Raw genomic sequence first — 14171 nt, 5'->3', positions numbered from 1 at the left:
AGGGCTATCCGAAAAACAGCATGTCTGCTAGCTTTTTCGAACGCCCTTTTTATATTTTATAGTTTTTCTTTCACTTTTTCTGGCAACTCATCAAATGTCACTTCATCATATGATGTTACTTCATTGCCATTTTTCACATAAAGCTTTAAATATGCATCGTGGCGTAAATTTTTGGTTGCTGAAAACTCAACATTAATAGCTTCACCATTTTCCTTATAAGCTGGCTGTTTATACCAATACATTTCCAACACCTCGCCATTAGATGCTGTATATTTCTCCACTTCTCCATCACCTGCGATTTGCACGTATACATAATTTTTCCCTAAGCGATTAAAATCAACAGTTGCAATAATAACTAGTCCTGCAATTACAACAGCGATAAGTGATGCTAGTACGATAAAAACCTTTTTCATTTTATAGCCCTCCATTGTAAAGTGTGTGAAAATTGTTTGTGTGCTAAATACCCAATTACTGCGTAAATTGCCATGTAAACGACCATCCATATAATGACTGGCACTAAGATATTTGCGCCTATCAAGCCTGAGAAAGCACTTAAGGCAAAGGCACTATGCAAAATACCCATTACTAATGGTGCTGCAAATATAAAGCCGATTTGCATGCGAATTGTTTTTTTCATTTCTTTATGACCTACGCCAACTTTATGCAAAATCTCATATTTACCACGGTCTTCTTCAGCTTCTGTCATAATTTTGAAGTAGATAATACTACCTGTTGCCACTAAAAATACTAAACCTAAAAAACTACCAACGAATAGTAATGAGCCTAAACCTTCAATTGATGATTTATAGCTTGCTGGGAAGCTTGATAAATAAACATCGCCTAATTGTTGCTGTAGCTTATCAGAAGACGCTACTTGTTTTTTATCATTGTCCATCCCAACTAATTGATATGTGTTGTGCTCAGCCGCTAATGCTTGATAATCCGATGCTGAAACGATGATTGTTTGCCCTATCACATCTGCGTTAAAAATGCTTTCTGCGTGGAGGTTTTTCACCTTGACAGCTACATCTCCAACAGCTAATTTTTGCCCAGTGTGGTTTATTGAGAAGCGTTCATCATAATATGGATCTAGCATAATTGCTTCCCCATTCTGTACTGCTAGCTGCTCACGCTCTTGTAGTTGTGCAAGCTTGTTATACGTATCGACATCAACAAATGTGTAACGGTAGGTAGTTCCAGCAAGCTCTAACTCTGCCTGCTTAGCGTGAACCGTTTCATTGTAAAGGACATCCTTTGACGTGAGATTAACCTCTTTACCTTCCCACATAAATGTATTTGGTAAATAGTGATGTGTTTGTTCACCCGCATTATAATATAGCCCATACACTGCGCCACCAGATGTAATTGTCGTTGCACTTAATACAGCAATAGTTGTCAGTGTTTTCGCATTCCCTCTTATGCGGTATAAAATCTGCGAAACACCTAAAAGATTAAGCCCACGCCATGCCCAACGTTCATTATTTTTTAGCTTTGTTAGCACGAATACTAGTACGCTATGGAATAATAAATATGTCCCGGCAACAGTCGCTATAATAATAACAATTGGTGTTGATATACCAAGTATTTTCCACATTACTGAAGTCATCAAATCCTGTGATGCAAGCCAATAGCCAAATGTTAATGAAGCAACCCCTGCAATTGTTGCAAACCATTTTGCTCTTGGTAAATTTTCTCCTTTTTTATCTGCTTGGAATAATTCGATTAACTTAAATTGATAAATAACACGGTAGCCCTGCAATGATGTGAATAAGAAAACAATCATAAAAACAATTGTTGTATTAATAACCGCTTCACTTGATAATGTAAAGCTCGCTACTGCATCAAGCCCCATTAAACGCACTAATATTGTCAGTAAGCCCTTTGATAATAAGAAGCCAAGTACAATCCCAATTACCAACGATAATATGCCGAGCACGATATTTTCAAAAAACAACAACAAGCCTATTTGCTTTTTACGCACACCTAACAGTGAATAAAGCCCAACTTCCTTCTTGCGTTTTTTTATAAAAAATGAATTCGCATAAATAATAAACATTGCTACAAAAATTAATAGCACGACAGACGAGGCACTCATAATGCCTTGTACCTTCATCGATGAATCTGCTAAGGCGCTAATATCGTCGCTATATTTCAGTGTGACAAACGTAAAGTAGATGACGATACTGAATAAGACAGAGCCAAAATACAATGCATAGCTCTTCATATTGCGTCGCATATTTTTTAGCGCTAAATCAAATAACGTCATTTGCGTCACCGCCAATCACCGTAAGCTCCTGTAAAATTGTTTGGAAAAATTGCTTACGTGTTTCTTCGCCTCTGAAAATTTCCTTCGATAGCTGACCATCTTGAATGAAAAGAATACGCTGGCAAAAACTCGCCGCATATGCATCATGCGTTACCATTAAAATCGTTGACTGCTGCTTAGCGTTTAGCTCGCTAAGATTTTCTAATAAGTCAGTTGCCGATTTTGAATCCAAGGCTCCAGTTGGTTCATCTGCAAATAATAGCTTTGGTTCTGTTACAAGCGCTCGTGATGAAGCTGTACGCTGCTTTTGTCCCCCTGAGATTTGGTATGGATATTTATCAAGCAAATCTGCAATACCAAATAGCTCTGCAATCCTTTCTACGCGCTCGTTAATTTCCGCTGCTGGCCTTTTCGCAATCGCTAACGGAAGCACTATATTTTCGCGCACTGTTAACGAATCGAGCAAGTTGTAATCTTGAAAAATGAATCCTAAATTATCGCGTCTAAAATCTGCAAGCTGCTCATCCTTCATATTGGCGATATTTGTGTCATCAATAATAATCGAACCTGTTGTCGCGCTATCAATTGTTGCAATTACATTCAGCAATGTCGATTTCCCCGCGCCAGACGGTCCCATTACACCAACGAACTCACCTTTATGCACCTCGAAGCTTACACCATTTAATGCTTTATATATATTGGCTCCTTTGCCATATGCTTTTGTTATATTTTCAACTTGTAAAACTGGTTTCATCATTTGCACCTCCGCTTTGATATCTTTACTTTAACAGGTGTGCCTTACACTAAAATTGTGCAAAGCTTACAACAACCTTAATTTTGTAACAATGCTACAACAAACGTTACAATTCATTTAAGGTTTGATGAAAATCCACCATTTTGCATAAAATTGCGCTATGCTATAACTGTTCCAATCACCTGCAGTTGTATTTACATTCCGCAAAATAGCATCGCCTCGCTATTTTAAATACAAGTGCAACCAACCATTTGGACATGAGAAAACACCTCTCATTAATAAAAACAGAAAAACAAAAAAAGGATTGCCTCCTGCGCATGGCAATCCTTTTTTCGTTGTATGAAAATCGATTTTCTATTAACTATAACGCTTCGCAATTTGAAGCAATGGGTCCCACACCCCGTTAAATGGAGGTGAATAGGAAATATCAATATCCAATAAATCTGGCAAAGTCATACCTGCTGCTAATGCTGTTGCAAAAACATCAATGCGTTTGTCGACTCCTGCACCAACTGCCTGTAAGCCTAGTAACCTTTGCGTATTTTGTTGCACTACCATTCGCAAATAAATCGGCTGTACATCAGGATAATAGCCTGCAATATGATTTGCTTTATGTGTGTAGACATCATACGCTATGCCAAGCTTGTCTGCATCATTTGATGTAATGCCTGTCATACCAATTGCTAAGTCGAAAAACTTTAAAATTGCTGTGCCTGCTACACCTTTAAAGCGCGTTGTCTTGCCAGCCATATTAAGCCCTGCAATACGCCCTTGCTTATTCGCTGTTGTACCAAGCGCGACATAATCATATTCACCTTTTACATAGTTGAAATGTGCTACACAATCCCCTGCAGCATAAACATTCTGTATCGATGTTTGCATATGCTCATCAACAATAATTGCACCGTTCTTCCATTGCTCCAGTTTATCAGCAAATGCTGTATTTGGACGCACACCCGTTGCAACTATGACAAGATCTGTTGGGTAGCTACCTTGCTCCGTCACGACAGCTTCAACCGCTTCATTTCCAGTAAAGCCCGTAATATGCTCGTTCAATAGCACTTCAACACCATTTTTCTTAGCCTCGGCAAGCACATGCTCAGCTAACTGCTCATCAATAAGCGACATTAACTGTCCGCCACGATGAATTAGACGAACTTGCAAATTGCATGCTCTCATAGCCTCCACTACTTCAAGCGCGATATAGCCTGCTCCTAATACCGTGACATGACGCGTATCTTTCAAGCTCTCAAGCAATGTATTCATCTGTGGAATTGTTTTCACTGTATGAATATTTGCCAAATATTTACCTTCCCAATTGGGCATAGTAGGGCTAGCACCTGTAGCAATTAACAATTTATCATACGGTACTGCAAACGGCTCCTCTTGATATACCCCCTTCACAATCTGTGCATCAAAATCAATTTCCTGCACTTCATGCTGGATGCGTGCATCAATTCCCCGTTTACGAAACTCTAGCGCCGAACGTGCAATTAAATTGTCTGGCGAAGAAATACGCCCATCAATTACATAGGGCAACCCACATTGCCCATATGAATAAATTTCTCCACGCTCAAGTGTAGTAATTTCTGCCTCATCCACATTCCGCAAAATTTCCATCGCTGCACTCATACCAGCAGCATCCCCACCTATAATGACATATTTCATCGCAATCACTCCCTTTACTTTATAATACCCGAATTGCGATTAACTTGTTTCTAATTTGTTTGTGTGCCTAGCACTTTTGTTTCTTTTGGTTTCCCCGTCATCCAGCGCCATAGTTTTTCCATTGGCCCCATCTTGAAAAATTTAAAATAAACTACACTAAACACAATTTGAATAATAAAGATGGTTGGTGCAATAATTACAACATCCTTTGAATTGACAACCTCAAGACCCATTGCTGAGATAATCGCTAAGCCAATGAAGCTTTGTGCAATATAGTTTGTTAATGCCATGCGCCCAACTTTCGCAACAGGCTGACACAGCTTGACAGCAGTTGTATTTGAGAAAATCCAAAATAACATAATTAAATAGCAGTACGTAATCGGCACTGTGCCTAACGTCATAATCTTCATTACTTGGTCATTATTACCTTCCGATGCAAACCAAATCCACAGCATACTCCCAATTGCAAATGGTAGTAGCATGATAAATAACGTTTTTAATTGCTTCACTTCTTTTACATTTTGAATCCAGCCCGCTTTGGATACATAGAAGCCTGATAAAAACATAATAAATACGAGTGTTAAATCATTGCTAAAAAAGCTTGTCAAATTTGAATCTGTAGCAGGTACAATAAGCGGCAATACCGTCGCAATAAGGTGGATGCTAATTAATCCAAGCAGCCAATTGCGAATTGTTCTTAGGCTTGCTTTATAAAATGGAATTAATAAAAAGCCAATCACTGCATAAAAAACTAAAATTGAACCCCAGAAAATAAAAACATGGACAATCCCAATTAATAATAACGCTAATAATCTTCTAGCAAAGCGCCATCTCGGCTTATCTCCACGCGCTTCAGCTCGCGAAGCAAAAATGTAAAAACCTACCCCAAACAAGAATGAAAACATAGAGAAAAATTTCTTTTCAACAAAAACATTTATTAACGAATCAATCGTTTTATTAATGCCAGTGTAATCAGCCATTGGTCCACCTTCAATTATTACTTGGTAGGCCGCAATATTAATAAATAAAATCCCAAACAAGGCAAAGCCCCGAATAATATCAAGGGATTGAATCCTTTCCTTCGGTGTCACAGATGTATTCATTTATGAACAGCTCCTTCTTTAAATAACATGCTCTAAATATAATTTATCCACCTTACGTGTATTTAATGGCAAGCTTACAAAAACCTTAAAAAAGCAGAGTGGCTACTCTGTAAGATTACGTACAAGTAATTGTACATTAAGTCTTTTTTAGTAGTGTTTTACTTACAATGTTACACATTTAATAAAAATACACATCACTAAATGTAAATTTTAGTGATGTGCTTTTTTTTTTCATTATTTTTCTTATCTACATTTGTTAAAAGATTAAACACTCTACAATGACTAAGAAGAATGTTAGTATAGGTATTTTTTGAAATCAAAATTCCTATTACCTACCTTCCCACGGTGTTAGTGGGAATTATTCGTATTTCTTAAACTGACCTAATAGTATTATATAAAGAAAAATATCTTTCATTGAATGACTAGTATTGAACAAAAAACCCGAATAGCTACACTTTTTTAGTGTCCATTATTCGGGCAAGTTCAGTTTTTTATTTACTGAATAGCTGATATTAAAACTTCAATTAGATAGTCTGAATCATTTACAATGCATGTAAATACATATACAGGCTGATAATAACCTTTTGTATCATAAGTATAAGTTAAGCGAACATTCGTTATCGTTAATGTATCACCTTTTTGTAAAGGACTGTACGTGCTAAACTCTCCGTTTACCAATACATTATAAGCTTGCTGTTGTGAAATTAATTGCTTTTTCGCAACCATTTCATTGTCACTGATGTCAAATAATATATCGGGTACTTGCTGATTAAAAAGACTAATCATAACCAGACCTTTAGAGAAATTTTCACATGTGGATTGTAAATTCTCTGGTTCAGCTAAATCCCAACGAATTGTACGCTCATCTTGCTGCTGATAGATAGCGTTATTAGGTAATAATCCTTCATTTTTTAACCAATCTTCTAAAAGCTGCTTTTGCTGTTTAATATCAACTTTTAGAGGGGCATCATTTATATTATCGAATGATAAGGACCAAGAACCATTTAACATGAAATAAGTTAAATAATAGACACTGCCTTCATCGTCTTGAAATGTAAATATACGATTATCCACTTCAATCCGCATGCCACCTTGTTGTTTCAAATTAAATTGTTTAGCAATGGATTGGGCAATTAATTTTCCTCTCTTTATATCATTCACATCTTTATTGTAATAAACACATGCGTTAAGTGATTTATTGGAAAGTTCCGTTTCAAGTTGCACCTGTATATGTTCCATATTTTGTTTTTGTGCAGGTTTGAATGGCAGATTCCCAAATTCTTGTGCACTATACACCACATTTGCTACGCTAAATAACGCAATAAAAACTAGTGGAATAGAAATAGCTTTCACAATCGGTTTGAATGTTAACTTTCGTTGTTCGGTCCATAAAATGAATACCATCACGATAAAGTACCCAGCTAAACTCCCAATGGTATTATGTAAAAGGTCGTCTAATTCAAAAATCCCTTTACCTGTAATCAATTGGGAAATTTCAATACAAGACGTGAAAGTAATTGATATGACGAGTACACGCCAAAATGATTCGTTTTTATGATGAATCAACGGTAATAGCACACCTAAAGGTACAAACATTAACATATTAAAGATGATTAATTGAAATTCAATCAGTGACCACTTGTTCCATGCATTCACATAACTGGTGAATAGACTGAAATTAATCTGTTCTGTATAATGTGCCCCTCTACTGAGAGTAGTGATTCCAAATACAACAATGAACCAACAAATAAGTAAAGTGATAAAAACAAATTTAGAAAGACGTATTGGATACTTTCCCTGATAAAATTTTCTATATATAAAATATCCAATAATCAAGATTGCGATGATGGAAATGGAATATTTTACATATGGTAAAAGACCAGATACTATACTAATTAAATCCATTGTAACGTAACCTCCTAAATAATTTGACTTGTTCATTGTAGCAAGAAGTTCTTAAGGTTTTTTAATTATAAAACTTAAGATTTTATGAAGTATGTTTAGTTATTAAGTATTTAATAATGGTTGTTATTCGACTAACGGAGGCTTTAATTGAATATTCGCATCCCGAAATAACCAAACTAGATAAATAAAGAACCAACTGTTTTGATCAAACTTTGTTTCAAAACAGTTGGTTTCTTTCTGTATAAAATCAGCGTTTGCAACTTACTTTTAATCCAGCTTTATTAAAAATCTACATCAAGATAAAAATAAAAGCAGAATTAGTCCTTCAACTAATTCTGCTAAAAAGCTATTAAATAGAAAATAACTTCACTTTTAATAAAAATATATTGCCACTCTGCTTAAAGCTTACTGTTCCGTTGTAAGCTGCTCCTTGCAAAACGCTAAAATCATCGCTTCCTCATCATCCTCTAACGCGAAATCTAAATACTCATTTTCCGCCTTATCGATAATGAAGTAGTTTAAAATACGCACGTCATCATTATGATGACCGATTAACACGCGTACCTCAATGCCTGCCTCAGAGTATAGTTCATCTTCCTCATCAATTTCTACATCTAACAAAAATTCATAGCGCTTGCCTTCAATAATATTTGTCGGGTCCTTAATTTCTTCAATCGAAAATTGTGTAATATTCAATTTGCTCGCTCCCTTTGCGAAATATATGTCGTCTTATTAATGATAACGTAAATTTACTATGCGTCAACTAGATGACAGCTTGTAAGTCATATGCCAAAATAGAATGCAAAGGAGATGGGAAAATGGAAAATTTACTATATTATGTCGATTCGACAATACAAGAGTTTTCAGCGCAGGTTTTACATATTGGCAATGATGGTCGTGATTACGTCGTGCTTTCAAATACAGCCTTTTATCCGACAGGTGGCGGGCAGCCCCATGACACGGGTTGGCTTGACGATGTAGAAGTTAACGATGTTGAGAAGGTTGATGGAGAAATTCGTCACTATATTAATGGACAGCTATCTTTAGGGGAGGTAACTGGTAAGCTTAATTGGCAGCGTCGCTTTGACCATATGCAGCAGCATACAGGTCAACATATTTTAACAGCGGCCTTTGTCGAATTATTCGATTATGCGACGACAAGCTTCCATTTAGGAGCAGGTCTTGTATCGATTGATATCGACACAGAGGAAATCTCACAAGAGCAACTACAGCAGGCAGAGGCACGTGCCAATGAAATTATTTTAGAAAATCGCCCAATTGAAACGAAATGGGTAACGAAGAATGAATTAGAACAGTACAATTTACGGAAAGATGTAGCGGTCGATGAAGATATTCGCCTCGTTATTATTCCAGACTACGATTATAACGGCTGTGGTGGCACGCATCCTACATCAACAGGGCAAGTTAGTATGTTAAAAATTATGTCGACCGAAAAAATGAAAAAGCAAATTCGTGTTTATTTCGTTTGCGGTGTGCGTGTGTTACAGGAGCTTGCAATGCGGAAGGCTGTTCTTACAGATGTTGCAAGGCAATTAAGCGTACCGGAGGAGCAGTCTGCCATTGCATTGAAAAAAATAATGGATAGCGCGAAAGTAACTGATAGAAATTTAGCAGAGGCACAAGAGGCTTTATTACAATATGAGGCACAAGAATTATTAGCAGACGCACAGCAGCATGTTGTCGCTGCACAATTTGAAAATCGCCCAATTCAAACATTGCAAAAGCTAGGTCGTTGCATTACCCAACAAGATGCTGAAGTCATTGCCCTTCTCGTTGCAAGCAACGATGACAAGCTGCAATTTGTGGCGGCACGCGGTCAAAATGTCACTGTCAGCATGAAAAATTTGGCGGCAGCCACTTTATCTATTGTAAATGGCAAAGGTGGCGGTAGCGATGCGCTTGCACAAGGCGGAGGAGAAAAATTGGTTACTACCTCAGAATTACTAGAATATATGGTTAAAACTTTGGGGCAATGACCTATTTTCAGTTGTTCGGTATTTCCATTCCAGCGCTATGGATAGCGGTTCTAGGAACAGCCTTTTTAATATCTTTAAAGATAGATGATTGGTTCGGCAACGCGCTTTTTATTTATGTGCTCGTGTGGAAATTTAGCTATGTCTTATTTTATTGGGAGAGCATACTTGGCTTGCTTTATTTTAATGGTGGGATTAAGGGGCATTGGCTAGGACTTGTGAGTTCAGCTATATACATTATTCTATTAGCACCAAAAAAGTATCCTTCCATCAAGGTTCAAGCTGGTATCGTTTTGCTGCTTTATATGTATACTTTTGAAACGATTTTTAATTTATTGCAGCGCGATTTTTTATTCACAATCATACAAGGTGGCATCGCTTGCCTCATTTTGTCCCTGCGTAAAAAGCTTAAGCTGCAATGGGTTATATTATTTTTCATGATTGAACTACTAACTTTATCGCTACAGCATACGCTAACATTAACGAAGTTTTTTACATTTAGCATGTTCATTTTCATCTCAATTCTTTTTACAATAAAGGAGAGAACAAATGGTTAAAAAAATTACATCCATCGTCATTCTAGCGATTGCAATTGTCCTTGTCGCATTCGCTATAGCAAACGCTATGTATAAAAAAGAAAAACCTGAAAGCACTGAGCAGGCAGCCGATTTCACATTAGAGGCACTTGATGGTACAAAAATTTCTTTATCAGATTTCAAAGGACAAAAGGTCGTTTTAAACTTCTGGGCTACATGGTGTCCACCATGTAAAGCAGAAATGCCACATCTGCAAAATTTCCATGAGAATAATGAAAATAGCGACGTCAAATTGCTTGCTGTTAATTTAACAGCCTCTGATTCAGTTAGCAACGCAGTGGATTTTGTAGACGCCTATGAGCTGACATTCCCTGTTTTGCTTGATGTTGATGGCGAAGTAGGTCAGCTATACGAGGTCATCACAATCCCTACAACTTATTTCATTGATGAAGATGGCAATATCGTCGAGAAATTTATCGGCGCCTTAGACGAAGAAACAATGGAAAACATTATTGATTCTTATTAAATAATCTTAGCTCACTGAGAAATCGGTGGGCTATTTATTTTATTGATTATTATTTTGCAGTTTATTCGCAATCTTTATTGAGTTATCTGCGAATTTTTATGATTTATCTGCGATTTTCCCAGGTTATCTGCGCTTTCTCATGACTTATCTGCGAATTCCCTATGTTATCTGCGTTTTCTCACGACTTATCTGTGCTTTCCTATAATTTACCTGCAAATTACCCTAGTTATTTGTTATTTCAAAACATTTATCTACACCTCCTTCTTTTCATCTGTCATTTAATTAATTTTTCTTTTGCAAAACATGCCCATTGACATACCCTACATAGGTATGGTAAATTGAATTTAAAGATTGGAGGCGAGCATGATGGAGCAAACTACTCATAATATGGATGAAAATACTGCTTGTCGACAAAGTCACCATCCTGAGTCTGTAAAAAAAGACTTAACGACACGTTTAAATCGTATCGAAGGTCAAATTCGCGGTATCAAAGGGATGATTGAGAAGGATGTATATTGTGATGATGTCATTACACAGCTGTCAGCAACACAATCTGCACTCAATAGCGTCGCAAAAATTTTACTTGAAGGTCATTTAAAAGGCTGTGTAGTTGATCGCCTATCACAAGGCGATGATGCAATTATTGATGAACTAGTTGTAACGATTCATAAATTAATGAAAAAATAAGGAGCGGATTATTTATGCAAAACGTAACGTTAAATGTTAAAGGTATGTCATGTGGTCATTGTGTGAAAGCAGTTGAGGGAAGCGTTGGAGAGCTTGCAGGTGTTGAGCAAGTATCAGTAAACTTGGAGGAAGCAACAGTAGCTGTATCTTTTGACGAGGCGCAAGTGTCAATTGAACAAATCAAGGAAACAATCGACGATCAAGGTTATGACGTCCAGTAAAATGATGAAGAGTGCTTATAAAAGCACTCTATTCTTTACAAAAATACATACCCCTATACAGTATGTGAGGTGAGCAAAATGTCAACAACAAAAGAAACGACATTACAAATCACAGGGATGACCTGTGCTGCATGTGCAACACGCATTGAAAAAGGTTTAAACAAAATGGATGGCGTAGAGGAAGCAACTGTCAATTTAGCTCTCGAAAAATCTGCAATTAAGTACGATGCGAATAAAATTAACACCGCTGATTTAGAGAAGAAAATCGAGTCACTTGGCTATGGAACCGTGAAGGAAAAGGCCGAATTAGATATTACAGGTATGACTTGTGCAGCCTGTGCGACGCGCATTGAAAAAGGCTTAAACAAATTACCTGGTGTTACAATTGCCAATGTCAACTTAGCGTTGGAAAAGGCGACAATTGAATTTAACCCTGCTGAAATTGCAGTGGCTGATCTTATTGCACGTGTTGAAAAACTCGGCTATGGCGCAGCTCAGCCTGTTGCGCAAGAAGCAACAGACCATCGTCAACAAGCGATTCAAAAACAAACGCGTAAATTTATCGCATCAGCGATTCTATCACTTCCATTACTTTGGACGATGGTTGGACATTTCTCTTTTACATCCTTTTTATATGTACCTGACTTTTTGATGAATCCATGGGTGCAAATGGCACTAGCTACTCCTGTACAATTTATTATTGGCTGGCAGTTTTATGTGAGTGCCTATAAAGCATTACGCAATGGCAGCGCCAATATGGATGTGCTTGTTGCAATGGGAACATCTGCTGCCTATTTTTACAGTGTGTATCAAGCAATTTTACATGGCAATTCACATCATGCACAACTATACTTTGAAACAAGTGCCGTCTTGATTACATTAATTTTGCTTGGTAAATTATTCGAAGCAAAAGCAAAAGGTCGTTCATCTGAGGCAATTAAAAAATTAATGGGGCTACAAGCAAAAACTGCCTTAGTTGTACGTGATGGTGTTGAAAAAGAAATTCCAGTAGAGGAAGTAATCATTGGCGATATTATACTAGTAAAGCCTGGTGAAAAAATCCCTGTAGATGGTGAAGTAATCGAAGGTAGTACAGCAGTGGATGAATCTATGCTGACTGGTGAAAGCTTACCTGTAGATAAAAAAGTCGGCGATTTATTATACGGTGCGACAGTCAATAACAATGGCTTTATTCGCATGAAGGCGACAAAGGTTGGACGTGACACTGCACTTGCTCAAATTATTAAAGTAGTTGAGGATGCACAAGGCTCTAAAGCGCCAATTCAGCGACTTGCTGATAAAATTTCAGGCATTTTCGTACCGATTGTAGTCGCAATTGCTGTGTTAGCATTTATCGTTTGGATTGTCTGGGTAAAACCTGGTGAATTCACACCTGCACTTGAAATTTTCATTACAATTCTCGTTATCGCCTGCCCTTGTGCACTCGGTCTTGCTACACCAACATCGATTATGGCAGGCTCTGGACGTGCAGCTGAATTCGGAATTTTATTTAAAGGTGGAGAGCATTTAGAACAAACTGGACATATTGATACAGTCGTTGTTGATAAAACAGGAACTGTAACATATGGTAAACCAGTATTAACAGACGTATTATTAGCAGACGGAGCTGAAGAAACAACCGTATTATCATTAGTCGGCGCAGCTGAAAAGCAGTCTGAACATCCATTAGCACAAGCAATTGTGCAAGGTATTGAAGAGCGCAATATTACATTAGGCGATGTACAATATTTCGAGGCAATTCCTGGCTACGGTGTGCAGGCTACCGTTTCTGGGCAAGCAGTTGTGGTTGGTACACGCAAATTAATGGCACAATACGGCATTGATATTACAAAAATTTTACCATCGATGGAATCGTTAGAGGAAAACGGGAAAACAGCTATGCTTATAGCGATAAACGGACAGTATACTGGACTTATTGCAGTTGCTGACACGGTGAAGGAAACTTCGAAGGCAGCCGTTGAACGCCTACAAGTAATGGGCATCGAAGTTATTATGATGACAGGTGACAATGAACGTACAGCGCGCGCTATTGGTGCTGAAGTTGGTGTAAATCAAGTTATTGCAGAGGTGCTTCCAGAAGGCAAAGCTGAGGAAGTAAAAAAACTACAGGCTGCTGGAAAGAAGGTTGCAATGGTTGGTGATGGTATCAATGATGCCCCTGCCCTCGTTACTGCTGATATCGGTATGGCAATTGGGACAGGAACAGATATCGCAATGGAGGCCGCTGATATTACATTAATTCGTGGTGATTTAAATGGTATTGCTGATGCGATTTTAATGAGTCGCAAAACGATGCGCAATATTAAACAAAATCTATTTTGGGCTTTTGCCTACAACACCTTAGGTATTCCAATTGCGGCAGTTGGTCTACTAGCACCTTGGGTTGCTGGTGCTGCAATGGCATTTAGCTCTGTATCAGTGGTACTCAATGCACTCCGATTACAGCGTGTAAAACTTCATTAAAAAAATCGCATGAAATCTCTGAAAATA

Annotated in this window: 13 protein-coding genes; 6 read left to right on the top strand and 7 right to left on the bottom strand. The window is 37.6% G+C overall.

Annotated elements, in window-relative coordinates:
• Window positions 1-56: 56 nt before the first annotated feature.
• The 7 genes from TY13_RS00270 to TY13_RS00240 all read right to left on the bottom strand — a co-directional run bounded on the left by TY13_RS00270 (window position 57) and on the right by TY13_RS00240 (window position 8392).
• Window positions 57-413 carry a YxeA family protein gene (locus TY13_RS00270; protein WP_042470232.1) on the bottom strand — a complete coding sequence of 119 codons (357 nt, stop codon included), beginning with the start codon at window positions 411-413 and terminating at the stop codon, window positions 57-59.
• Window positions 410-2275 carry an ABC transporter permease gene (locus tag TY13_RS00265; protein WP_230199372.1) on the bottom strand — a complete coding sequence of 622 codons (1866 nt, stop codon included), beginning with the start codon at window positions 2273-2275 and terminating at the stop codon, window positions 410-412. Before TY13_RS00265 ends, TY13_RS00270 begins: the two co-directional genes overlap by 4 nt.
• Entirely contained in the window at window positions 2253-3020 is a 768-nt protein-coding gene (locus tag TY13_RS00260) for an ABC transporter ATP-binding protein (protein WP_042470229.1), read from the bottom strand. Before TY13_RS00260 ends, TY13_RS00265 begins: the two co-directional genes overlap by 23 nt.
• A 357-nt stretch (window positions 3021-3377) precedes the next feature.
• Complete coding sequence (locus TY13_RS00255) at window positions 3378-4688, bottom strand: FAD-dependent oxidoreductase (RefSeq protein WP_042470226.1); 1311 nt, start codon at window positions 4686-4688, stop codon at window positions 3378-3380.
• A gap of 50 nt (window positions 4689-4738) precedes the next feature.
• The gene (locus tag TY13_RS00250; RefSeq protein WP_042470224.1) at window positions 4739-5791 is read right to left on the bottom strand and encodes a DUF418 domain-containing protein; all 1053 of its coding nucleotides are present in this window, start codon (window positions 5789-5791) and stop codon (window positions 4739-4741) included.
• A gap of 495 nt (window positions 5792-6286) precedes the next feature.
• Window positions 6287-7696, bottom strand: coding sequence for a VanZ family protein (locus TY13_RS00245; protein WP_042470220.1), 1410 nt, complete (start codon window positions 7694-7696; stop codon window positions 6287-6289).
• A 405-nt stretch (window positions 7697-8101) separates the two neighbouring features.
• Window positions 8102-8392: a DUF6509 family protein gene (locus TY13_RS00240; protein ID WP_042470217.1), complete on the bottom strand. Its 291-nt coding sequence runs from the start codon at window positions 8390-8392 to the stop codon at window positions 8102-8104.
• Between the two features lie 122 nt (window positions 8393-8514).
• Between TY13_RS00240 and TY13_RS00235 the strand changes: the two genes are divergently transcribed.
• From TY13_RS00235 to TY13_RS00210, 6 genes are all read left to right on the top strand, one after another.
• Window positions 8515-9693, top strand: a complete 1179-nt coding sequence (locus TY13_RS00235) for a serine-tRNA(Ala) deacylase AlaX (protein ID WP_042470215.1) — start codon at window positions 8515-8517, stop codon at window positions 9691-9693.
• On the top strand, window positions 9690-10247 hold the full coding sequence (locus TY13_RS00230; RefSeq protein WP_042470212.1) for a hypothetical protein: 558 nt from the start codon (window positions 9690-9692) through the stop codon (window positions 10245-10247). Before TY13_RS00235 ends, TY13_RS00230 begins: the two co-directional genes overlap by 4 nt.
• A complete protein-coding gene (locus tag TY13_RS00225) occupies window positions 10240-10752 on the top strand; it encodes a peroxiredoxin family protein (RefSeq protein ID WP_042470211.1) in 513 nt (170 codons plus the stop codon). The genes TY13_RS00230 and TY13_RS00225 overlap by 8 nt, the downstream gene beginning before the upstream one ends.
• A gap of 363 nt (window positions 10753-11115) precedes the next feature.
• Window positions 11116-11439 carry a metal-sensitive transcriptional regulator gene (locus TY13_RS00220; protein WP_042470208.1) on the top strand — a complete coding sequence of 108 codons (324 nt, stop codon included), beginning with the start codon at window positions 11116-11118 and terminating at the stop codon, window positions 11437-11439.
• A 14-nt stretch (window positions 11440-11453) separates the two neighbouring features.
• The gene (gene copZ, locus TY13_RS00215) at window positions 11454-11660 is read left to right on the top strand and encodes a copper chaperone CopZ (protein ID WP_042470207.1); all 207 of its coding nucleotides are present in this window, start codon (window positions 11454-11456) and stop codon (window positions 11658-11660) included.
• Between the two features lie 78 nt (window positions 11661-11738).
• Complete coding sequence (locus TY13_RS00210; protein ID WP_042470205.1) at window positions 11739-14144, top strand: heavy metal translocating P-type ATPase; 2406 nt, start codon at window positions 11739-11741, stop codon at window positions 14142-14144.
• The last annotated feature ends 27 nt before the right edge of the window (window positions 14145-14171 follow it).

It is taken from the genome of Bacillus ndiopicus (genome assembly GCF_000612805.1).
In the GTDB taxonomy this organism is placed as follows: Bacteria; Bacillota; Bacilli; order Bacillales_A; family Planococcaceae; genus Metasolibacillus; species Metasolibacillus ndiopicus.
The sequence above is the reverse complement of the archived record's forward strand: the minus strand, read 5'-3'. Positions and strand labels throughout refer to the sequence as shown.

Coding starts and splice junctions, on each gene's coding strand:
- TY13_RS00270 (WP_042470232.1), bottom strand. CDS start 413: ATGAAAAAGGTTTTTATCGTACTAGCATCACTTATCGCTGTTGTAATT.
- TY13_RS00260 (WP_042470229.1), bottom strand. CDS start 3,020: ATGAAACCAGTTTTACAAGTTGAAAATATAACAAAAGCATATGGCAAA.
- TY13_RS00255 (WP_042470226.1), bottom strand. CDS start 4,688: ATGAAATATGTCATTATAGGTGGGGATGCTGCTGGTATGAGTGCAGCG.
- TY13_RS00235 (WP_042470215.1), top strand. CDS start 8,515: ATGGAAAATTTACTATATTATGTCGATTCGACAATACAAGAGTTTTCA.
- TY13_RS00225 (WP_042470211.1), top strand. CDS start 10,240: ATGGTTAAAAAAATTACATCCATCGTCATTCTAGCGATTGCAATTGTC.
- TY13_RS00230 (WP_042470212.1), top strand. CDS start 9,690: ATGACCTATTTTCAGTTGTTCGGTATTTCCATTCCAGCGCTATGGATA.
- copZ (WP_042470207.1), top strand. CDS start 11,454: ATGCAAAACGTAACGTTAAATGTTAAAGGTATGTCATGTGGTCATTGT.
- TY13_RS00245 (WP_042470220.1), bottom strand. CDS start 7,696: ATGGATTTAATTAGTATAGTATCTGGTCTTTTACCATATGTAAAATAT.
- TY13_RS00250 (WP_042470224.1), bottom strand. CDS start 5,791: ATGAATACATCTGTGACACCGAAGGAAAGGATTCAATCCCTTGATATT.
- TY13_RS00220 (WP_042470208.1), top strand. CDS start 11,116: ATGATGGAGCAAACTACTCATAATATGGATGAAAATACTGCTTGTCGA.
- TY13_RS00210 (WP_042470205.1), top strand. CDS start 11,739: ATGTCAACAACAAAAGAAACGACATTACAAATCACAGGGATGACCTGT.